Genomic DNA, 19,927 nt, shown 5'->3' with positions numbered 1-19,927 from the left:
GCGGGTGACCTTCCGCTGTGGCAGAAAACCGAGGCACACGCGGTTTCGATCTTCGATACCGAGATCAAGAGGCACCACGAGAGCCAGGGGCCGGGCCCCGTGCGAGGTGGTGGGCAAGGGCCGGGAAGGACAACGAACCTCGCGTCAAGGTCTTAAGTGAGCGGGCGATAACCGCTATGGTCACCCACCATCCGCGTACACCTTCCGTGGACGCGGCCTGAACCGATGCCTTTGCTCAAGGGGGCCAACATGCTCCAATCACGGGTGGCTCGACCACGCCGCCTGGCCGTGATCGGCATCGCGGGTGCGCTCGCGTTCTCGCTCGCGGCGTGTGCCGAATCCGAGCGTGACGCCGGCGGAGGCGGTGGAGAGGGCGGCACGTTCGTCTTCGGTGCCACGGGAGCTCCGTCCAACTTCGACCCGTTCTTCGCCTCCGACGGCGAGACGTTCCGCGTGACGCGGCAGATTTTCGAGAACCTCGTCGGCATCAAGCCGGGCACCGCCGAACTCGAACCCGAGCTCGCCAAGGCCTGGGAACCGAGCGAGGACGGCAAGACCTGGACCTTCGAGCTCCAGCAGGGCGTGAAGTTCCACGACGGCACGCCGTTCGACGCCGAGGCCGTGTGCGCGAACTTCGAGCGCATGTACACGCAGGAGGGCGCGGGTTCCTCCCCTGCGCTGGCGTACTACTGGACCGAGAACTTCGGCGGCTTCGCCGACGGTGAGAAGCCGTCGCTGTACGACGGCTGCGAGGCCACGGGCGAGCACACCGTCGAGCTGAAACTCACCCGGTACACGGCCGACTTCCCGACGATGCTGTCGCAGGACTCCTTCGCCATGCAGAGCCCGAAGGCGATGGACGAGTACAAGGCCAACGACGTCAAGGCGCAGGGCGACAGCTTCGTGTTCTCGGAGTACGCGCGCCAGCACCCGACGGGCACCGGGCCGTTCGTCTTCGAGAGCTACGACGAGGCCAACGGCACCATCACTCTCAAGCGCAACGACGACTACTGGGGCGGGAAGGCCAAGCTCGACACGCTGATCTTCCGCATCATCCCGAACGAGACGGCGCGCAAGCAGGCCCTGGAGGCCGGCGAGATCGACGGCTACGACTTCCCGTCGCCGTCCGACTGGGACGCGCTGGAGAAGGCCGGTTTCAAGGTCGAGATCCGCGACCCGTTCAACATCCTCTACCTGGGCATCACCCAGAAGGACAACCCGGCGCTCAAGGAACTGAAGGTGCGCCAGGCGTTGGCGCACGCGATCGACCGGGAGACCCTCGTCTCCTCGATCATGCCGGAGAACTCCGAGGTCGCGAAGCAGATGTACCCGAGCTCCGTGGACGGCTACGCCGACGACGTGCAGGAGTACCCGCACGATCCCGAGAAGGCGAAGCAGCTGCTCGACGAGGCCGGCTACTCCGACCTGACCGTCGAACTCTGGTACCCGACCCAGGTCACCCGGCCCTACATGCCGAACCCCGAGGCCATCTTCGGCGCCATCAAGGAGGACCTGGAGGCGGCAGGCATCACCGTGAAGCCGGTGAGCAAGCCCTGGGCCGGTGGCTACGTCGACGACGTCGAGTCGGCGAGGGCCGAGCTGTTCCTGCTGGGTTGGACCGGTGACTACAACTCGCCGAACAACTTCATCGGCACGTTCTTCGGAACGACGGACAACCAGTTCTACACCGGTGGCTCGCCCTGGGGCGAGGACCTCGCGAACGCGCTGGACGAAGCCGACTCCATCGTGGACGACGCTGAGCGCGAGGCTGCCTACCAGGACATCAACCGCGACATGATGTCCGAGTACCTGCCCGCCATCCCGCTGTCGCACTCGCCGCCCGCGCTGGTGGTCCGCTCCGAGGTCGAGGGGCTGGTGCCCAGCCCGCTGACCAAGGAGGAGTTCTCGACGGTCACCGTCGCGGAGTAGAAGCTGACCCGTGCTCCGGTTCGCAATCCGGCGAGTACTGCAACTCGTACTCGTCCTGTTCGTTCTCTCGGTGTTGCTCTTCGCCTGGCTGCGGGCACTCCCGGGAGGGCCGGTCTCGGCCCTCCTGGGTGACCGCGGCACGGCGGAGAGCCGCGCACAGCTGACAGAAGACCTCGGTCTGAACGACCCGATCTTCGTCCAGTACTTCGCGTTCCTCGAACGGGCGCTGACGGGCAACTTCGGTGCCTCCATCGGGGTCTCCCCCGGCAAGCCCGCGATGGAGCTGTTCCTCGAACGGTTCCCCGCCACCATCGAGTTGAGCCTCGCGGCCATCCTCATCGCGCTGGCCACCGCGATCCCACTCGGTTACCTGTCGGCTCGCCGCCGCGGCGGCTGGCTCGACAACATGGGCATCGTCGGTTCGCTGGTGGGTATCTCCGTTCCGATCTTCTTCCTGGCGTTCCTGCTGAAGTGGCTCTTCGCCATCGAGCTCGGCTGGCTGCCGACGGGCGGCAGGCAGAGCGTCGGTATCGACGCCACGAGAGTCACCGGGTTCTTCGTGCTCGACGGCATCCTGACGCGGGAGTGGGACGCGGCGCTCGACGCGCTGGTGCACCTGATCCTGCCCGCCATCGCGCTGTCGTCGATCCCGTTCGCGGTCATCTTCCGCATCACCCGGGCGTCCGTGCTGGACGTGCTGGACGAGGACTACGTGCGCACGGCACGGTCGAAGGGCCTGGCCAAGCGCGTGATCCGCGACCGCCACATCCTGCGTAACGCGATGCTGCCCGTGGTGACGACCATCGGCCTGCAGACCGGCTCCCTGCTGTCGGGGGCGGTGCTCACCGAGACCGTGTTCGCCTGGCACGGCATCGGCGAGGCACTCGCGCTCGGATTCGAACGCAAGGACTTCCCCGTGCTCCAAGTGGTGATCATCGCCGGGGCGGCCTCCTACGTCCTGGTCAACCTCGTCGTCGACCTGTCGTACGCGCTCATCGATCCGCGCATCCGGACGGCGCAGAAAGCGGGGGCGTGACATGGCCTCGCGTGCAACGAAGATCGACGAGCTCGCCGCCACGGCGGGCGGTGTCGCGGGGGGACTCGAACCCGACGGCACCGGCTCGTCGGGCGCGGAGGGACTGAGCCTCGCCAAGTCGGCGTGGCGCAGGTTGCGGCGCAACCCGCTGTTTCTGATCGGCGCCACGATCATCGGGCTGTTCGTGTTGCTGGCGGCGCTGGCGCCGTGGCTGGCGCCGCACGACCCGGCGTTGCGGCTGCTGGAGCACCAGGTGTCCAACGCCCGCAACGAGATCCCGCCGTCGCAGCCGGGACACCCTCTGGGCGGTGACCAGTACGGTCGCGACCTGCTCTCGCGTGTCCTGCTGGGTTCGCAGCAGACCCTGCTGGTGGCGTTGCTGGCCACGGTGATCGGGCTCGGCGGTGGAACGGTGCTGGGCACACTCGCGGGCGCGTTCGGCGGCTGGGTCGACACCGTGGTGATGCGCGTCGTGGACGTGATGCTGTCGATCCCGTCGCTGCTGCTGGCCGTGTCCATCGGCGCGTTGTTCGTGCAGCAGACCCAGTTCTCGGTGATCCTCGCCGTCGCCATCGTGCAGGTGCCGATCTTCGCGCGCCTGTTGCGCGGCACGATGCTCGCGGTCAGGGAAAGCGATCACGTGCTCGCGGCCAGGGCGCTCGGTGTGAAGCGCGGCGCGATCGTGTTCCGGCACATCCTGCCGAACTCGCTCGGCCCCGTGATCGTGCAGTCCACGCTCGTGCTCGCGATCGCGATCCTGGACGCGGCGGCGCTGTCGTTCCTCGGCCTCGGCGCCGCGGACGACTCGATCCCGGAGTGGGGGCAGATGCTCGGTAACGCACAGGACTACTTCGACACGCAGCCGCACCTGGCCTTCTGGCCCGCGGCCTGCATCGTCGTGGTGGCCTTGGGGTTCACCCTCGTCGGCGAGTCGATGCGGGAAGCCCTCGATCCTCGGCAACGGCGGTGATGGCATGGCTCTGCTGGAAGTACGCGACCTGTCGGTGAGTTTCCACCGCAAGGGCGAGCAGCCGACCACGGCCGTCGACTCGATCTCCTTCGACGTCGAGCCGGGCCAGACCGTGGGGCTGGTGGGGGAGTCCGGCTGCGGCAAGTCGGTCACGTCCCTGGCGATCATGGGTTTGCTGCCCGCTCGCAGCGCGCGTGTCGAGGGTTCGGTGACGTTCGCGGGCGAGGAGTTGCTGACGCTGTCCCAGCGGCAGCTGGACGAACGGCGCGGCCGTGACCTGGGCATGGTGTTCCAGGACCCGCTGTCGTCGCTCAACCCTGTGGTGTCGATCGGGGTGCAGTTGACGGAGGTGCTGCTGCGGCACCGGAAGCTCACGCGCAAGCAGGCGAAGGCCGAGGCCGTCGACCTGCTCGCGCGCGTGGGAATCCCGGACCCGAAGCGGCGTGTGGACGAGTACCCTCACCAGCTCTCGGGCGGGATGCGGCAGCGTGTGCTCATCGCCATCGCGCTGGCGTGCTCACCGAAGCTGCTGATCGCGGACGAACCGACCACGGCACTGGACGTCACCATCCAGGCGCAGATCCTCACGTTGCTGCGGGAACTGGTGTCGGAGACCGGTACGGCACTGATCATGATCACGCACGACCTCGGCGTGGTCGCGGGCCTGTGCGACCAGGTCAACGTGATGTACGGCGGGCGGATCGTGGAACGTGCGCAGCGCCACGACCTGTTCGCCGAACCCCGCCACCCCTACACGCACGGACTGCTGGCGTCCATCCCGAGGCTCGACGCGCCGAGGGGCGAGAGACTGGTGCCCGTCAAGGGCTCGGTCGCCGACAACATCCCGTGGACGGGCGGCTGTGCGTTCGCCCCGCGGTGCCCGAACCACGTCGAGACGTGTTGGTCGAGCGCGCCCGAGCTGGTGGCCGACGGCCGCCGCGAGGACGGGATGCTGCGGTGCCACAACCCGGTGGAGGTCACGGTGGCGGAGGGAGCACGATGACCGACGAGACGCCACAGACCGGCGGGAACGCGAAAGACGAGCGGGAACTCCTCGTCCTCGATGACGTCAAGGTGCACTTCCCCATCAAGCGGGGGCTGCTGCTCGACCGCACGGTCGGCCACGTCTACGCCGTCGACGGGGTGAGCCTGCGGGTGAGACGGGGCGAGACCTACGGGCTCGTCGGTGAGTCGGGCTGCGGCAAGACCACGCTCGGCAGGGCGTTGCTGCGGCTCGTCGAACCCACCGGTGGCACGATCACGTTCGACGGCACCGACCTGTCGTCGCTGAAGGGCGAGAGCCTGCGCTCCATGCGCAAGCGGATGCAGATGGTGTTCCAGGACCCGCTGTCGAGTCTCGACCCGCGCCAGTCGGTGGAGTCGCTGCTCGTGGATGGCATGCGCGCCCACGGCCTCGACGCCGATCCCACCGAGACCCGGCGGAAACTGAAGGACCTGCTCGCGTCGGTGGGGCTGCCCGAGAGCGCGCTTCGCAAGTACCCGCACGAGTTCTCGGGCGGGCAGCGCCAGCGCATCGGCATCGCGAGGGCGCTCGCGCTGCAACCGGACCTCATCGTGGCCGACGAGCCGGTGTCGGCGCTCGACGTCTCGGTGCAGGCGCAGGTGATCAACCTCTTGGAGGACCTCCAGGAGGAGTTCGGGCTCACCTACGTGGTCATCGCTCACGACCTCGCGGTGGTGCGGCACATCTCCGACCGCATCGGCGTGATGTATCTCGGTGCGCTCGTCGAGGAGACCGACGCGGACACCCTCTACGAGCAGCCGCTCCACCCGTACACGAAGGCGTTGCTGTCGGCGATCCCCGTTCCCGACCCGGTGGTGGAGGATGGTCGGGAGCAGATCCTGCTGTCGGGAGACCTGCCCTCGCCTGCGAACCCGCCCAGCGGGTGCCGATTCCACACGCGGTGTCCGTGGCGGCAGCAGACGCTGTGCGACACCGAGCGACCGGAGCTGCGCGAGGTGGGCGACGGTCACCGGGTGGCCTGCCACTACGCGGAGGACATCCTCGCCGGGCGCGTGTCCCCGCGGTCGGAGCCGGTGGAGGCACCGGTCTCGGTCTGAATGCGTGTTCGTCGTGGTCGGCGGGAGAGCGAGCCGAGCAGCACCCCGCCGACCACGACGACGGAGGCCACGATCTCCACCGGGGTCGGGCGCTCGTCGAGCACCACGAACGCCAGGCTCAGCCCGACCACGGGAACCAGCAGCGAGAACGGCGCCACCGTGCTCGCCGGGTTACGGCGCATGAGCGTGGTCCAGATGCCGGCCCCCACGACGGTGCCGAAAACCACGACGTAGGCCAGCCCCGAGAGGGCGAGCCAGGCGTCCGGTGTGAACACCGTCGACAACGCCTGCCACTGGGTGTCCGGCCCTTCGAACACCAGCGACAGCGCGAACATCGGGATCGGCGGCACCACCGACGACCACAGTGTGAAGTGCAGCGGGTTCGGTGCTTCCGCCCTGCGTGCGCACAGGTTGCCCCCCGCCCAGCTCAGCGCGCCGAGCAAGGTCAGGATCACGGGCAGCAGGGCCGCGTGCTCGGCCCGCTGCCACGCGATGGCGGCCATGCCGAGCACCGCGAAGGTGATGCCGACGACCTGCCGGGTGCTCAACCGCTCGGACAGCAGCAGCGCACCGAGCACGACGGTGAACGGGGCCGAAGCCTGGAGCACGAGCGACGCGAGTCCGGTGGGCATGCCGGTGTCGAGGCCCACGAACAGGAAGGCGAACTGGAGTGTGCCGAAGCCCAGCCCGTACCCGACGAGCCACCGGAGCTTCACCTTCGGCCACGGCACCAGCAGGATCGTGGGCACGGCGACGAGCAGGAAGCGGATCGCACCCGCGAGCAGCGGTGGAAAATGCGTGAGCATCGCGTGGATCGCGAGGAAGTTGCAGCCCCACAGGACGGCGGTGAGGACGGCGAGCAGTCGATCGCGGCGTGGCACGTCCCCAGGATCGCCCGAAACACCGTGAAGGACTACCGAGAATATGTGCAGTGATCGTGAAAGAGTGCTTCACAGTGGTCGGCGGTTGTTGCTGGCGGGGAACACAGTCGACGCGGAGTGCGGGGTGTGGGCAGAGGCTCGCTGCCTCGTCGCCGCGGAGCTCGACGAGGAGTCGGAGCTACGCGCGTTCACGCGTAGCGGGTCCTCGGCGTTCCTGGTCGCGCCGCTGCTACGGACCGTCGTTCTGCCCGAAGGCCGACGCATCGTCGTCGGCCGGGTCCGGGTGTCGGTGAAGGCCCAGGGCCGCACCACGATGGAGACCAGGGTGGACGTCGTGGTGCAGGCCGTGTGGGCCGAGAACTGTGGTTGGCACCAGGAGACCGAACTGACCGATGGCCTCGCCGAGATGCTGTTCGCCGCGTTGGCGTCCCCGTCACACCGCGTGCCCGAGGAGCCGGAGGCGCGGGTCGTGGTCATGGCGAAGGCGTTCGCCGAGGGGTCGCGCAACGAGCTCACCCGGATTCGGGGAATACGGTACGAGCTGGAACGGCGCATCGCCGACCTGCTGGCACAGCGTAGGACGACCACTCTGCGCACGGTCCTCGCCGAGGTCGTCGAGCTGTCCATGGCCGTGAGCAGGGCCCGGGACCAGGCTCGTGAGGCTGACCGAGACCGGCTGTACCTGTGGCTTTGGTGCGGCGACAAGCGGGAGCCGCCGGAGGCGACGGTGCACGAGGCCGCGCTGCGGCACTGCCGGGCCATGGACGCCGAACTCGCCGACGAGGACGCGCGGTTGCACGCCCTGCTCTCCGGACTGTCCACACTGGCCGTGGCGCAGGACGGGGAAGCACAGCAACGGTTCAACCTCGTGGCGGCGGCTGTGGCCGCCGGGCTCGGTCTGCCCGCGTTGATCCTGGCGCTCTACGGGGCGGACGCCGTCCTGCCGCTCGACTCGTGGACGAGTGCGTGGCGGGCGTTGTTGCCGATCGGTGGGACGACGCTGCTCGCGGTGCTGCTGGCCCTCCGCAAGGTGCCGGGCCGCGTGAGCTCGCGCCACTACGTCACAGCCGTGGTGGCGGTTCTGGCGCTCGTGGCGATCCTGTTCGTGGCGGGAGCGCTGGCCCCAACCCCCTGACACCGTGTCCGCAGTCTGCGTACGCGTGTCCGCAGTTGCCGTACGGTTCGCTCAGGCGGCCGGTTCCGTTCCCGCGCCGTCGAGAGAGTTGCCGATATGTGCGCTGCCGCTGCCTCTGACAGCCCCTGGCGCCGATCAGTGGAGCGTGAAGCCCAGGCGTTCGTGTAGCGCTTGTGCCTGTTCGGGCGTGGCGAGAACCATGATGCTGTCGTAGAGGCGGTGCGGCTCGCGTTCGAAGTCGACGTAGTGCCATGAGCGGGGATCGTCATCGTGGGCGGTCTCGGCGATGGCGTTGCAGGCCGCCTCGTGGTCGTAGTAGTCGTCCGCGAGGTGCTCGGCGTCGATGGACACGAGTTCGCCGTCGCGTTCGAATTCCAGCAGGTCGTCGCGGCCGTTGTCGAAGTCGCCCTCGCCTTCGACGAGCCGGACGTTGGTGATGGTGACCTTGCCGCCTGCGACCTCCGTGGCCCGTGCCAGCAGGCTCTCGTAGCCGTAGTGGATGGAGTCGATGTCGTCGGAGTGGACCGAGACCGCCACGCCGAAGGATTCGAGGGCGATGGCCGCCTCGTAGTGGTCCAGCTCGTCGTCCGCGTATTCGGCGAAGTCCTCCAGGACGCTGCGCAGCTTCTCCTCGGACACCATGCCGATCTCGTGAAGGATCATGCCTATCCGCGGGTACGTCATCGGGGAAGTGTTCGCCACGGAGGGAACCTTGCCAGAGGCGCGGCAACCCTGGACCGGCAGGCCCGAGGCGGCGGAAGCCCTTCGTTCCCGTGACGTCATCGGGACACGGTGCTTCACTGCCCGTGTGGACGTGACGAGACTCCGAACCCTGCGCGAGTTCGCCGACCGGGGCAGCGTGACCGCCGCCGCGGAGGCTCTGCACTGCACGCCGTCGGCGGTGTCCCAGCAGTTGCGGGCACTCCAGCGCGAGGTGGGCGTGCCGTTGACGGAGCCGTCGGGCCGCGGGCTGCGGCTGACGGACGCGGGCCGGGCGTTGGTGGAGAGGGCCGACGACGTGCTCGCCGCCGTGGAAAGGGCGGAGGCCGAACTCGACGCCTACCGCAGTGCGCCGCGAGGCCGGGTGCGGGTGGCGTTGTTCCCGTCGGCGGCGTTGCTGCTGCTTCCCGGCCTCCTCGACCGCGTCGCCGCCCACACCGGGCTGGACGTCGAGGTGCGGGACGTCGACATGATCCCGGCCGAGGTGCCGAGGCTCGTCGCCGACTTCGACGTGGTGGTGGCCCACCGCGACGAGCACGGCGAGCCGTTCACCTCCGACCGGTTGGACGCGGTGCACCTGCTGCGCGAGCCGCTCGACGTGGCGCTGCCGTTCGGGCACCGACTGGCGCGGCGTGAGCGCGTCGAGCCGAACGAGCTCGCGGACGAGCCGTGGATCAGCGTCGACGTGGGTTTCCCGGTGGACGACGTGATGCGGTCGCTGGCCGTGCGCACGGGCGTGCGGCCCCGGATCGTGCACCGCATCAACGACTTCCGCATCACCGAGGCGCTCGTGGCGGCGGGTCACGGCATCGCGTTGCTGCCGCGCCACACGATGGACACCCGCCGGGTGCTGCGCAAGGAGCTCTCCGGCATCCGGGCGGCCCGGCACGTGGAGGCCGTCCTCCGCCCCGGAGCCGCTACCCGCCCCGCCGTCGCCTCCGTGCTCGCCGCCCTCCGCGCGGAAGCCGAGGAGGTGAACTCCGAAAACCCTGCCGGTAGGTGACAGGGTTCGCGGGCACCGTGGAGGCATGAACGAACTGACAGGCAAGATCGCGCTGGTCGCGGGTGGTACGCGGGGTGCGAGCAGGGCGATCGCGGTGGAGTTGGCGCGGGCGGGCGCCTTCGTCTACGTCACCGGTCGCACGTCCGGCGAGCACCGGTCGGAGGTCGGCAGGCCGGAGACCATCGAGGGCACCGTCGAGCTGATCGAGAAGGCGGGCGGCAAGGGCGTCGCGGTGCGGGTCGACCACCTCGACCCGGAACAGGTGCGGACACTGGCCGAGCGCATCGACGCCGAACACGGCAGGCTGGACATCCTCATCGACGGCGTGTGGGGCGGTGACACCCACCTGGGCTGGAGCAAGCCCGTCTGGGAACACCCGCTGGACGCGAGCCTGCGGATGATCCGCCTGGGCATCGACGCGCATCTCATCACGTCGCACTTCCTGCTTCCGCTGGTGTTGAAGCGGCGCGGTGGACTCGTCGTGGAACTCACCGACGGCACCGCCGAGTACAACGCGAAGTACCGCGAGGGCACCACGCTCGCGTTCTACGTCGCCAAGGCGGCGGGGCACACCCTCGCCATCGGCGAGGCCGCCGAGACCGCGAAGTACGGCTGCACGGCCGTGGCGTTCACTCCGGGCTGGATCCGGTCGGAGGCGATGCTCGACGAGTTCGGTGTCACGGAGGAGAACTGGCGCGACGCGCTGGCCGACCAGCCGCACTTCTGCATCTCCGAGACACCGACGTTCGTCGGCCGCACCGTCGCGGCGCTGGCCGCCGACGAGGAGAAGTCGCGCTTCTCCGGGCAGACGCTCAACAGCGGCCAGCTCGCGAAGCTCTACGAGATCGACGACGTCGACGGCAGCCGTCCCGACGGGTGGCGCTACATCATGGAGGTGGAGCAGCAGGGCAAGCCCGCCGACCCCACCGGTTACCGCTGAGGCGGCGCGGCTGCTGTGGTGCCGATGGCGCGGCGGGCGACGGCTACGGCCGCCGCGCCGGTTCCGGCGAGGACCACGAACAGTGCGGCGAGGGTCGCGGCGTCGGGGTCGACCACCGACTGGCCGCGGAGCGCCTGCCAGGTGGTGACGGCGAAGAGGCCGGTGTATCCGGCGGCGGCGATGCCGACGAGCCGAGCCCTGACCCGGTCGTCGCGCAGCCACGCCCGGCGGGCGGCCAGCACGGAGAGACCGACGGCCAGCAGCAGCAGGACGTGGATGCCGTGCAGGCCGATGAAGTGCGGCACGCGGATGTCGCCGCCCGCGAGGTTCCAGCCCGTGATCGGCATGCCGCCGCCTCCGGAGACGTCCGCGCCGATCGAGTGGCTGCCCTTCAGCTGTACCGACTCGTGCGCGGAGTTCACGTCCGTGCGCTCTGTCCGGGCCGTGTAGCCGAAGAGCAGGAACACCACGAGCATGCCCGCGCTCGCGATGGGGAGTCCGGTGGCGAGCGCCGTCCGGACTCCCCGGTCACCGGCGCGTTGCAGCAGGACGACGATGCCGATCGCCACGTTCGCGAGGAACAGCAGGGGCACGAAGTACTCGAACGTCGTCTGTACCACCGTGTTCAGCGCGTCGTCACCGGTGTTGTAGTGGCTGAACGTTCCGGAGGCCGCCGCGGCGGTGATCACGCCGACGTCGAGGACGCCGCTGACGGCGAACACGGTGCCGAACCACCAGCCCGCGCCTCTACCTCTGACCAGCTTGGACAGCAGCCATGCGAGAGTCAGCCCGTAGCCGCCGAAGGACAGCCCGAACTTCAGCGGCTTGACCCACACCGACTCCCCGCCGAGCGTGCGCGGATCGACGAGCAGACCGATCAGCGACACGACGACCAGTGCGCCCATGAGCGCGGAGTGGACCAGCAACGGCTTGTGCCAGCGGTGTACGGCGGCGACAGGTTTGGACAGAACTGTCACGGAAGAGACCCCCGGATGCGTCGAGAAGTGGACGCGATCCAGCCTGCTCGCACCGCTGACGGTCCACACTGGAGTGGACCTGCCGGGTCGGGGTAGGGTTTTCCCCACCCGCATCGTCACCCGGCGTTCGCGGCTAACCTCCGTGGCGTTGCGCGATGCGCCGCGCCACTTCGGCGAAGTCCGCTCGCACCGTCGCCGGTTCGAGCACCTCCACCTCGGTGCCGAGGGCGAGCAGCTGTCCCACCGCGACGTCGGGCGCCTCGAACTCTATGACGGCCTCGGTCCAGCCGTCGTGACCTGGGTGGGTGCCCTCCAGCGCCGCCGCGGCGAGATCGGCGTCCAACACCGTCGGCAGCGCCCTCACACCGGCCGGGCTCAACCTCACCCGTACCGGGAGCCGGCGCAGCGAGCGCTCGAACCGCGCCGACGAGTCCGACCACCAACCCGCGAGGTCGAAGTCCTCCGGGCGGCCGGCGCTCTCGGCCAGGTGTTCGACGGCGGTGATCCGCGCGACACGGTAGGTGCGGATCGAGCTCCGCGCCCGCGCGACGAGGTACCACACGCCCGCCTTCAGCACGAGGCCGAGCGGGTCGAGCGTCCGCTCGACCTCCTCACCCGTGCCGCTGGGGCGGTAGCGCACCCGCAACCTCGTCTCCTCCCACACCGCACGCGCCAGGTCGGCGAGGTGGGCGGTGTCCTCGTCGGGGCGGAACCAGCGGGGTGCGTCCAGGTGGAAGCGTTGCGCCACCTGCCGGGCCTGCTCGCGAAGCGGCGCGGGCAGCGTTGCGGTCACCTTGGCGTGCGCGCCCGCGACGGCCGTGCCCAGCCCGAGTTCGGCCAGCGCCCTCGGCGCGCCCATCGCGAAGAGCGCCACGGCCTCGCGCGCGGTCAATCCGTCGAGGCGCGTCCGCCAGCCCTCGACGAGCCGGACACCGCCGTACCGGCCCGGCTCCGTCCAGAGTGGAACTCCGGCCGCCGACAGCGCCGCCAGGTCGCGGTGCATGGTGCGCTGTGACACGCCGAGGGCCTCCGCCAACTCGGCCACCGTGGCACTGCGCCTGCTCTGCAGGGTGAACAGCAGAGCCACCAGACGTTCCGCTCGCACCCAGCCATCATGCCTCCGCGGACCACGACGTGGTGCGGCGGAACACGACCGCGATCACACAGGCCGCCAGCAGCGCGAGAACCACCGAGAACACGGTGCCGAACCGCGTCTGCTCCAGCAGGGTGCCGCCCAGGTAGCCGAGCCCGCCCGCGTACGTACACCACAACGGCACCCCGATCAGCGACGCCGTGAGGAACCTCGTCGCCGACCAGCGCAGCGAGCCCGCCAGCAACGCGCCCACGGTGCCACCCGCGGGAAGCCAGCGCGCGAGCACGAGGATCGGCACACCGCGCCGGTCGAGGTGCCTGCCGATCCAGCGGGCACTGGAGTCGGCGGACGGCCTGCTCCGCAGCCGGTCGAGGACGTGAGCGCCACCGAGCCTGCCCACCGTGTAGAGGCCGACGTCGGAGACGAGGCAGCCCGCCACCGCGACGGCCAGCACCAGCACGAAGGGGTCGCCACCGTTAGCGGCGGCGACCCCCATGCCGACGAGAGCGATCTCCGTCGGCACCAACGGCACGACGGCGACGGCGAAGAGCAGCAGCAGCGAGACGTCGTCCACGCCACCATCCAACGCCGCCGCGACTGAGAAGTCCTCAGCCGGACCGCCGTGCCGTGATCACGACCTCACCGGTGGGCGCGGTTCACCGCCGACACCACGGCCCGCAGCGACGCGGTGATGATCGAGTGGTCGATGCCCACACCCCAGTACACCTTGTCCTCGATGGCGCACTCGATGTACGAGGCGGCCTTCGAGTCGTCGCCCGGAGTGAGGGTGTGCTCGCTGTAGTCCATGAGCCGCAGGTCGAAGCCCACCGTGGCCAGCGCGTCGAAGAACGCCGCGATGGGGCCGTTGCCCCGGCCCACCACGTCCTGCTCCTCGCCGTCGAGGCGGATCGTCGCCGTCAGCTCGTAGTCGCCGTTGGCCACCACATGCTGTTTGACCAGCTCCAGCGGGGCGTTCGGCTCCAGGTACTCGGCGGCGAAGGCCTGCCACATCGTCTGCGGGTCCACCTCGCCGCCCTCGGTGTCGGTGTGCCGCTGGATGGTCTTCGAGAACTCGATCTGCAGCCGCCTCGGCAGGTCGAGCTGGTGCTCGGTCTTCATGATGTAGGCGATGCCGCCCTTGCCGGACTGCGAGTTCACGCGGATGACGGCCTCGTAGGTGCGGCCGACGTCCTTCGGGTCGATCGGCAGGTACGGCACCTCCCACGGGTACTCGTCCACCGGCACTCCCGCCTTGCCCGCCGCGTCGCGCAGCGCGTCGAACCCCTTGTTGATGGCGTCCTGGTGGCTGCCGGAGAACGCGGTGAACACGAGGTCGCCGGCCCACGGGCTGCGCTCGGGCACGGGCAACTGGTTGCAGTACTCGACGGTGCGCTTGATCTCGTCCAGGTCGGAGAAGTCCAGCTGCGGGTCGACGCCCTGGCTGAACAGGTTCATGCCCAGCGCGACCAGGTCGACGTTGCCGGTGCGCTCACCGTTGCCGAACAGGCAGCCCTCGATACGGTCGGCGCCCGCCTGGTAGCCCAGTTCGGCGGCGGCGACACCGGTGCCGCGGTCGTTGTGCGGGTGCAGCGACAGGATCACCGAGTCACGACGTTCGAGGTTGCGGTGCATCCACTCGATGGAGTCGGCGTAGACGTTCGGGGTGGCCATCTCGACGGTCGCGGGCAGGTTCAGGATCACCGGGTCGTCCGGCGTGGGCTGCCAGATCTCGGTGACCGCGTTGCACACCTCGGCGGCGTACGACAGCTCCGTGCCCGTGTACGACTCGGGGGAGTACTGGAAGCGGAAGTCCGTGTCGGGGTACTTGGCCGCGTACTCGGACACCAGCTCCGCGGCCTGCGTGGCGATCTTCTTGATGCCCTCGCGTTCCTCCCGGAACACCACGCGACGCTGGAGGATCGACGTCGAGTTGTAGATGTGCACGATGGCGCGCGGCGCGCCCTCCAGCGCCTGGAACGTGCGCTCGATCAGCTCGGGGCGGCACTGCACCAGCACCTGGATACGGACGTCGTCGGGGATGGCACCGTCGGTGATGATCTCCCGGACGAAGTCGTAGTCGGTCTGGCTCGCGGCGGGGAAACCGACCTCGATCTCCTTGAAGCCCATGCGTACCAGCAGGTCGAAGAACTTGCGCTTGCGCGCGGGCGACATCGGGTCGATCAGCGCCTGGTTGCCGTCACGCAGGTCGACCGCGCACCACAGCGGTGCCCGTTCGATGCGCTTGTCCGGCCAGGTGCGGTCGGGCAGCGAGATGTCCTCGACCAGGCGGTGCCAGGGACGGTAGCGGTGGTACGGCATGGACGAGCCGCGCTGGAGGTTCCACGCCGGCTGGTCCACCGGGGCGGGACGGGACGGCGTGCGGATGCGGCTCGGGGACGGGGACTGGGAATCGGACGTGCTCATGTCGGAAAGAGGCTCCTGCTCGCTGTGGGTAGGGATCGTGTACGACCGGCGGCATCACGAAACCCCCGCGACGGGGAGCCGGTCTGGTCAGGCCCCGTCGCGGCAGCGAAGCAGAAGAGCACGTGCCACGTCGGTCACCTTAACCCAGGGCCGGGCGGGGGAGGAGGACCGGGCCGACACCGAACCGTTACCCGTGATCGTTTCCGCTGGTTACCGGCCCGTAGCAATCGGTCGGCGTGACGTGCGAAACTTCTGCCATGGGCAAGCACGCCGAGAAGAAGGCGCCGAGCCGCGAAGCCGAGGAAGCCATGCAGGTGCTCGGGCCCGGAGGTTCCGTGTCGGCGTACGGGACCGGCGACGACACCGGGGAACCGAAACCCGGGGCGCGGCGTTCGACGGACTGGAGAGCCGCCAAGGACCGGGTCGTCGGCCTGCTGGCGGGCACCGTCCGCTGGCTCGGGCTGCTCTTCGCGTCGGTGCTCGTGCTGCATGTCGTCTTCGTGGTCGGCGAGGCGAACGTGGAGAACGGCATCGTGGCGTGGGCCGCGGACTGGTCCGGCGGGCTCGCGCTCGGCTTCCACGACCTGTTCCAACCCAGCGATCCGAAGCTGTTGGTGCTCGTCAACTACGGCATCGCCGCGGTCTTCTGGCTCGTGGTGTCCTCCGTCGCCGCCAAGCTGGTCCGGCGGATCGGCGGCCTGTCGAGCTGACGGACGCCTGCCGCGCAGTGCCGCCGACGAGGGCACGGAAGACGTCGGTCTCGGAGGAGACGAGCCGTGGTTCGACAAGAGCGGGATCAGCGGGGACCAGAGCCTGGAACAGACACGCCGGGACCTCGACATCCGACCGGTTCGCCGGACGGGCTCGTCACCCCGGCGTCCACCGACGCCAGGCGGCGGGCCGCGCGGAAGATCTTCGCCGCCGAGGAGGCCCGAGAGGCTGAGCGGCACAGCATCATGGTCCGCCCCGGTTTCCGGGAGCGGGTCGAGGAGTTGATGCGCACCCGGTGGCGTGAACCCGTCGTCGTGCTCCGGCTCGGGGACGCCGCAGGCCTGGGCTTCGACATCCCCGGCCGCAGGTCCGACGGCACGGTCAAGGGGAAGAGACTCGTCCGTCGGTTCTTCCGGAACATCCTCCGCGGCCTCGGCTTCGCGGTGGCCTACGTCCTGTACCTGTCGAGCAGTGCGGGAAACGGCGGCAAGACGTCGTTCAAACGACAGGTCCACGTGAAGGGACCTGCCGACGCGATGGCGCTCGGCCCGGCCGATGCGCTCCGGTCGGCCAAGGGGCCGTGGCTGGTGTGCGCGCCGTCGTGTCTCGCGATCGTGGACACCGGACCGACGATGGCTGATCCGGCCGACGCACCCGAGCCACGTGTCGTCTGGGAGGCCCGGACACCGCAGGAGCCGGAGCTTCGCCTGCGCACGTGCACCATGACCTGGGCCGATGGCTCCAGCTTCACCTTTCCCCTGCACGACCGTGTCGAGGAGCGGCGCCTCCGGAGCTATCTCGGGCCTCGGGACACTGTCCACTGGCGCGGCCGGCCCGGCGCCACGAGCTAGGTCCGCGTCACGGCCGCCTTCGAGGACGGCCGCGCGGGCAGGGGCCGCCTAGAACAGCCTAGAACAGCCTAGAACGCGGCGTTACCCCAGCTCCGGAAGGCGAACTCGCTCAGCGGCACGCGCACGCGCGGGGCGTTCTCCCGGTCGATGTCGCGAGTTTCCCCGAGCACCTCCGGCTCGGCGCGCACGCCGACGGCGACGACGACCAGCGGCTCCACCTCGTCGGGCAGGTCGAACGCCTGGCGCACCGCGTCGCGGCTGAACCCGGCCATCTGGCGGGCCACGAGCCCCTCGGCGACGGCCTGGAGCACCAGGTTCTGAGTGGCGAGGCCCGTGCCGTACTCGGCGTAGGGCACCGCGCCCTTGTCGTTGCGGGTCACCGCGCAGCCGACGAGCAACGCCGAGGCGCGGTGAGCCCAGGACTGGTTGCTCTCGGTGAGTGTGTCGAGGATCAGCTTGTACGTGGGCTCGCCGCGCAGGCCCACCAGGTAGCGCGCGGGCTGGGTGTTGCCGAACGACGGCGCCCACCGGGCGGCCTCCAGCAGCGCGCGCAGCTGTTCGCCGCTCACCTCGGCCTCGCCGTCGAGGGCGCGGGGACTCCACCGACGGGCGATGATCTCGTGAATCCTGACGCTGGTCGCGGCTTCCTTGTCACTCACGTCGGTCGAGTATGCCACTCACCGAAAATGCTGGTCGGACAGTGGTCGGCGCCACACAATTGGGTAAACGGGACGTGAGCCACCGGTACTCTGATGTTCGAAGCGATCCGCACGCGCCGACGTCGAGACCGGATCGGCGGCAGGCGCGGCATGCGAGGAGGAACGAGGCAGTGGCCCTCGTAGTCCAGAAGTACGGTGGTTCGTCGCTGGAGAGCGCTGACCGGATCAAGCGCGTGGCCGAGCGGATCGTCGCCACGAAGAAGGCGGGCAACCAGGTGGTGGTCGTGTGCTCGGCCATGGGTGACACCACCGACGAGTTGCTTGACCTCGCCCAGCAGGTCAATCCCGTTCCGCCGGAGCGGGAGATGGACATGCTGCTCACGGCGGGGGAGCGCATCTCCAACGCGCTCGTGGCGATGGCGATCTCGGCACAGGGTGCGGAGGCATGGTCGTTCACGGGGTCCCAGGCCGGCGTGGTGACCACGTCCGTGCACGGCAACGCCCGCATCATCGACGTCACCCCGTCGCGGGTGACGGAGGCCCTCGAACAGGGCTACATCGCTCTGGTGGCCGGTTTCCAGGGGGTCTCGCAGGACACGAAGGACATCACCACGCTCGGGCGGGGTGGTTCCGACACGACGGCCGTGGCCGTCGCGGCGGCACTCGACGCCGACGTGTGCGAGATCTATTCCGATGTGGACGGTGTGTACACGGCGGATCCGCGCATCGTGTCGAACGCCCGCAAGCTGGACACGATCCCGTACGAGGAGATGTTGGAGCTCGCGGCGAGCGGGTCCAAGATCCTCCACCTGAGGTCGGTGGAGTACGCCCGCCGGTACGGGGTGCCGATCCGAGTCCGCTCTTCCTACAGTGACAAGCCGGGCACCACCGTGACCGGTTCGATTGAGGAGATCCCCGTGGAACAAGCGTTGATCACCGGTGTCGCCCACGACCGGTCGGAAGCCAAGATCACCGTCACCGGTGTGCCCGACCACGCCGGTGCCGCCGGCCGCATCTTCCGCGCCGTGGCGGACGCGGAGATCGACATCGACATGGTGCTGCAGAACATCTCCAACACCACCGGCCGCACCGACATCACGTTCACCCTGTCCAAGGCCAACGGTCCCAAGGCGGTGAGCGAGCTCGAGAAGATCAAGGCGGAGCTGGACTTCTCGGCCGTGCTGTACGACGACCACGTGGGCAAGGTGTCGCTCGTGGGCGCGGGCATGCGGTCGCATCCGGGCGTGACGGCGACGTTCTGCGAGGCGCTGGCCAAGGCCGGCGTGAACATCGAGATCATCAACACCTCGGAGATCCGCATCTCGGTGCTGATCAGGGACGAGCAGCTCGACGACGCGGTGCGCGCCATCCACGAGGCATTCGAACTCGGCGGCGACGAAGAGGCCGTCGTCTACGCGGGGAGTGGTCGCTGATGGCAGGCATGCGGGTCGGCGTCGTCGGTGCCACCGGACAGGTGGGCGCGGTGATGCGCAGGTTGCTGGAGGAGCGCGACTTCCCCGTGGAGCGGATGCGGTACTTCGCGTCGTCGCGCTCCGCGGGTACCACGCTGCCCTGGCGTGGCGAGGAGATCGAGGTCGAGGACGCCGCGACCGCCGATCCCTCCGGTCTGGACATCGCGCTGTTCTCGGCGGGCGGGGCGACGTCCAAGGCGCAGGCTCCCCGGTTCGCCGAGGCGGGCGTCACCGTGATCGACAACTCGTCGGCGTGGCGGCTCGACCCGGACGTCCCGCTGGTCGTGAGCGAGGTCAACCCGCACGCGGTGAAGGACGCCCGCAAGGGGATCATCGCGAACCCCAACTGCACCACGATGGCGGCCATGCCGGTGCTCAAGCCGCTGCACGAGGAGGCGAACCTCGTGCGGCTGGTGGTCAGCAGCTACCAGGCCGTGTCCGGCAGCGGCCTGGCCGGCGTGGAGGAGCTGGCGTCGCAGGTCCGCGCCGCCGGGGAACGCGCCACCGAGCTGGTGCACGACGGGGCGGCCGTCGACCTCGGGGAGCCCGCCAAGTACGTGCGGCCGATCGCGTTCAACGTGTTGCCGATGGCAGGCTCGATCGTGGACGACGGCTCGTGGGAGACCGACGAGGAACAGAAGCTGCGCAACGAGAGCCGCAAGATCCTCGACATTCCCGGGCTGAAGGTCTCCGGCACGTGCGTGCGCGTGCCGGTGTTCACGGGACACGCCCTGTCGATCAACGCCGAGTTCGAGCGGCCGCTGTCGGTGGAGGCGGCCACGCGGCTGCTGTCGACGGCTCCGGGCGTGCGGCTGTCCGACGTCCCCACCCCGCTGGAGGCCGCGGGCAACGACCCGTCCTACGTCGGCAGGCTTCGGGCCGACCCGGGTGTCGACGGCGGTCGGGGGCTGGCCCTGTTCGTCGCGGGTGACAACCTCCGCAAGGGCGCGGCGCTGAACGCCGTGCAGATCGCGGAGCTCGTGGCGCAGGCGGCCTGACACAGCTCGACTTCCGCGGTGCCCCGGTGGCCGTCGTCACGACGAG

The 19,927-nt window shown here is 69.5% G+C and carries 19 protein-coding genes; 12 read left to right on the top strand and 7 right to left on the bottom strand.

Features of this window, described 5'->3' with window-relative positions:
• Positions 1-249: 249 nt before the first annotated feature.
• Genes SACCYDRAFT_RS23380 through SACCYDRAFT_RS23360 form a run of 5 tightly spaced genes read left to right on the top strand, consistent with a single transcriptional unit; the run spans position 250 to position 6,017 of the window.
• Complete coding sequence (locus SACCYDRAFT_RS23380) at positions 250-1,929, top strand: ABC transporter substrate-binding protein (protein WP_052309221.1); 1,680 nt, start codon at positions 250-252, stop codon at positions 1,927-1,929.
• A gap of 10 nt (positions 1,930-1,939) precedes the next feature.
• Complete coding sequence (locus SACCYDRAFT_RS23375) at positions 1,940-2,965, top strand: ABC transporter permease (RefSeq protein WP_005459978.1); 1,026 nt, start codon at positions 1,940-1,942, stop codon at positions 2,963-2,965.
• Position 2,966: 1 nt separating this feature from the next.
• Positions 2,967-3,935 (top strand): ABC transporter permease, encoded by a 969-nt coding sequence (locus SACCYDRAFT_RS23370; protein WP_005459977.1) that lies wholly within the window; start codon positions 2,967-2,969, stop codon positions 3,933-3,935.
• A gap of 4 nt (positions 3,936-3,939) precedes the next feature.
• Positions 3,940-4,938 carry an ABC transporter ATP-binding protein gene (locus tag SACCYDRAFT_RS23365; protein WP_005459976.1) on the top strand — a complete coding sequence of 333 codons (999 nt, stop codon included), beginning with the start codon at positions 3,940-3,942 and terminating at the stop codon, positions 4,936-4,938.
• Complete coding sequence (locus SACCYDRAFT_RS23360) at positions 4,935-6,017, top strand: ABC transporter ATP-binding protein (protein WP_005459975.1); 1,083 nt, start codon at positions 4,935-4,937, stop codon at positions 6,015-6,017. Before SACCYDRAFT_RS23365 ends, SACCYDRAFT_RS23360 begins: the two co-directional genes overlap by 4 nt.
• Here the strand turns inward: SACCYDRAFT_RS23360 and SACCYDRAFT_RS23355 are convergent.
• A complete protein-coding gene (locus SACCYDRAFT_RS23355) occupies positions 5,945-6,898 on the bottom strand; it encodes an EamA family transporter (RefSeq protein WP_005459974.1) in 954 nt (317 codons plus the stop codon). The two genes, SACCYDRAFT_RS23360 and SACCYDRAFT_RS23355, sit on opposite strands and share 73 nt — an antisense overlap.
• Before the next feature lie 64 nt (positions 6,899-6,962).
• Between SACCYDRAFT_RS23355 and SACCYDRAFT_RS23350 the strand changes: the two genes are divergently transcribed.
• Positions 6,963-8,033, top strand: coding sequence for a hypothetical protein (locus SACCYDRAFT_RS23350; protein WP_232283733.1), 1,071 nt, complete (start codon positions 6,963-6,965; stop codon positions 8,031-8,033).
• A gap of 135 nt (positions 8,034-8,168) precedes the next feature.
• On the opposite strand, the gene SACCYDRAFT_RS23345 is transcribed toward SACCYDRAFT_RS23350, so the two are convergent.
• A complete protein-coding gene (locus SACCYDRAFT_RS23345) occupies positions 8,169-8,735 on the bottom strand; it encodes a hypothetical protein (protein WP_198284960.1) in 567 nt (188 codons plus the stop codon).
• A gap of 106 nt (positions 8,736-8,841) precedes the next feature.
• Here SACCYDRAFT_RS23345 and SACCYDRAFT_RS23340 point away from each other — a divergent pair, with 106 nt between their 5' ends.
• Positions 8,842-9,756, top strand: coding sequence for a LysR family transcriptional regulator (locus SACCYDRAFT_RS23340; protein WP_043536850.1), 915 nt, complete (start codon positions 8,842-8,844; stop codon positions 9,754-9,756).
• Positions 9,757-9,781: 25 nt separating this feature from the next.
• The gene (locus SACCYDRAFT_RS23335; RefSeq protein ID WP_005459967.1) at positions 9,782-10,696 is read left to right on the top strand and encodes an SDR family oxidoreductase; all 915 of its coding nucleotides are present in this window, start codon (positions 9,782-9,784) and stop codon (positions 10,694-10,696) included.
• Here the strand turns inward: SACCYDRAFT_RS23335 and SACCYDRAFT_RS23330 are convergent.
• The 4 genes from SACCYDRAFT_RS23330 to leuA all read right to left on the bottom strand — a co-directional run bounded on the left by SACCYDRAFT_RS23330 (position 10,687) and on the right by leuA (position 15,190).
• Positions 10,687-11,673 carry a hypothetical protein gene (locus tag SACCYDRAFT_RS23330; protein WP_043536848.1) on the bottom strand — a complete coding sequence of 329 codons (987 nt, stop codon included), beginning with the start codon at positions 11,671-11,673 and terminating at the stop codon, positions 10,687-10,689. The genes SACCYDRAFT_RS23335 and SACCYDRAFT_RS23330 overlap by 10 nt on opposite strands.
• A gap of 133 nt (positions 11,674-11,806) precedes the next feature.
• Entirely contained in the window at positions 11,807-12,778 is a 972-nt protein-coding gene (locus SACCYDRAFT_RS23325; protein ID WP_005459958.1) for a helix-turn-helix transcriptional regulator, read from the bottom strand.
• 7 nt (positions 12,779-12,785) lie between these two features.
• Positions 12,786-13,340, bottom strand: a complete 555-nt coding sequence (locus SACCYDRAFT_RS23320) for a DedA family protein (protein ID WP_005459957.1) — start codon at positions 13,338-13,340, stop codon at positions 12,786-12,788.
• 65 nt (positions 13,341-13,405) lie between these two features.
• A complete protein-coding gene (leuA, locus tag SACCYDRAFT_RS23315; RefSeq protein ID WP_005459956.1) occupies positions 13,406-15,190 on the bottom strand; it encodes a 2-isopropylmalate synthase in 1,785 nt (594 codons plus the stop codon).
• A 257-nt stretch (positions 15,191-15,447) separates the two neighbouring features.
• Between leuA and SACCYDRAFT_RS23310 the strand changes: the two genes are divergently transcribed.
• Entirely contained in the window at positions 15,448-15,900 is a 453-nt protein-coding gene (locus SACCYDRAFT_RS23310) for a hypothetical protein (protein ID WP_005459955.1), read from the top strand.
• A 246-nt stretch (positions 15,901-16,146) separates the two neighbouring features.
• The gene (locus SACCYDRAFT_RS23305) at positions 16,147-16,752 is read left to right on the top strand and encodes a hypothetical protein (protein WP_005459954.1); all 606 of its coding nucleotides are present in this window, start codon (positions 16,147-16,149) and stop codon (positions 16,750-16,752) included.
• 68 nt (positions 16,753-16,820) lie between these two features.
• On the opposite strand, the gene SACCYDRAFT_RS23300 is transcribed toward SACCYDRAFT_RS23305, so the two are convergent.
• The gene (locus tag SACCYDRAFT_RS23300) at positions 16,821-17,411 is read right to left on the bottom strand and encodes a nitroreductase family protein (protein ID WP_043537497.1); all 591 of its coding nucleotides are present in this window, start codon (positions 17,409-17,411) and stop codon (positions 16,821-16,823) included.
• 170 nt (positions 17,412-17,581) lie between these two features.
• Here SACCYDRAFT_RS23300 and SACCYDRAFT_RS23295 point away from each other — a divergent pair, with 170 nt between their 5' ends.
• Together SACCYDRAFT_RS23295 and SACCYDRAFT_RS23290 are read left to right on the top strand one after the other, a co-directional pair.
• Positions 17,582-18,844: an aspartate kinase gene (locus tag SACCYDRAFT_RS23295; protein WP_005459952.1), complete on the top strand. Its 1,263-nt coding sequence runs from the start codon at positions 17,582-17,584 to the stop codon at positions 18,842-18,844.
• Positions 18,844-19,881 (top strand): aspartate-semialdehyde dehydrogenase, encoded by a 1,038-nt coding sequence (locus SACCYDRAFT_RS23290; RefSeq protein WP_005459950.1) that lies wholly within the window; start codon positions 18,844-18,846, stop codon positions 19,879-19,881. The genes SACCYDRAFT_RS23295 and SACCYDRAFT_RS23290 overlap by 1 nt, the downstream gene beginning before the upstream one ends.
• Positions 19,882-19,927 lie beyond the last annotated feature (46 nt).

Origin of the sequence: Saccharomonospora cyanea NA-134 (assembly GCF_000244975.1) — a bacterium.
Taxonomy (GTDB): domain Bacteria; phylum Actinomycetota; class Actinomycetes; order Mycobacteriales; family Pseudonocardiaceae; genus Saccharomonospora; species Saccharomonospora cyanea.
Note: the sequence above shows the minus strand (reverse complement) of the source record. Positions and strands in the feature narration are given on the sequence as shown.

Coding starts and splice junctions, on each gene's coding strand:
- SACCYDRAFT_RS23380 (WP_052309221.1), top strand. CDS start 250: ATGCTCCAATCACGGGTGGCTCGACCACGCCGCCTGGCCGTGATCGGC.
- SACCYDRAFT_RS23370 (WP_005459977.1), top strand. CDS start 2,967: ATGGCCTCGCGTGCAACGAAGATCGACGAGCTCGCCGCCACGGCGGGC.
- SACCYDRAFT_RS23365 (WP_005459976.1), top strand. CDS start 3,940: ATGGCTCTGCTGGAAGTACGCGACCTGTCGGTGAGTTTCCACCGCAAG.
- SACCYDRAFT_RS23360 (WP_005459975.1), top strand. CDS start 4,935: ATGACCGACGAGACGCCACAGACCGGCGGGAACGCGAAAGACGAGCGG.
- SACCYDRAFT_RS23335 (WP_005459967.1), top strand. CDS start 9,782: ATGAACGAACTGACAGGCAAGATCGCGCTGGTCGCGGGTGGTACGCGG.
- leuA (WP_005459956.1), bottom strand. CDS start 15,190: ATGAGCACGTCCGATTCCCAGTCCCCGTCCCCGAGCCGCATCCGCACG.
- SACCYDRAFT_RS23310 (WP_005459955.1), top strand. CDS start 15,448: ATGGGCAAGCACGCCGAGAAGAAGGCGCCGAGCCGCGAAGCCGAGGAA.
- SACCYDRAFT_RS23305 (WP_005459954.1), top strand. CDS start 16,147: ATGGTCCGCCCCGGTTTCCGGGAGCGGGTCGAGGAGTTGATGCGCACC.
- SACCYDRAFT_RS23290 (WP_005459950.1), top strand. CDS start 18,844: ATGGCAGGCATGCGGGTCGGCGTCGTCGGTGCCACCGGACAGGTGGGC.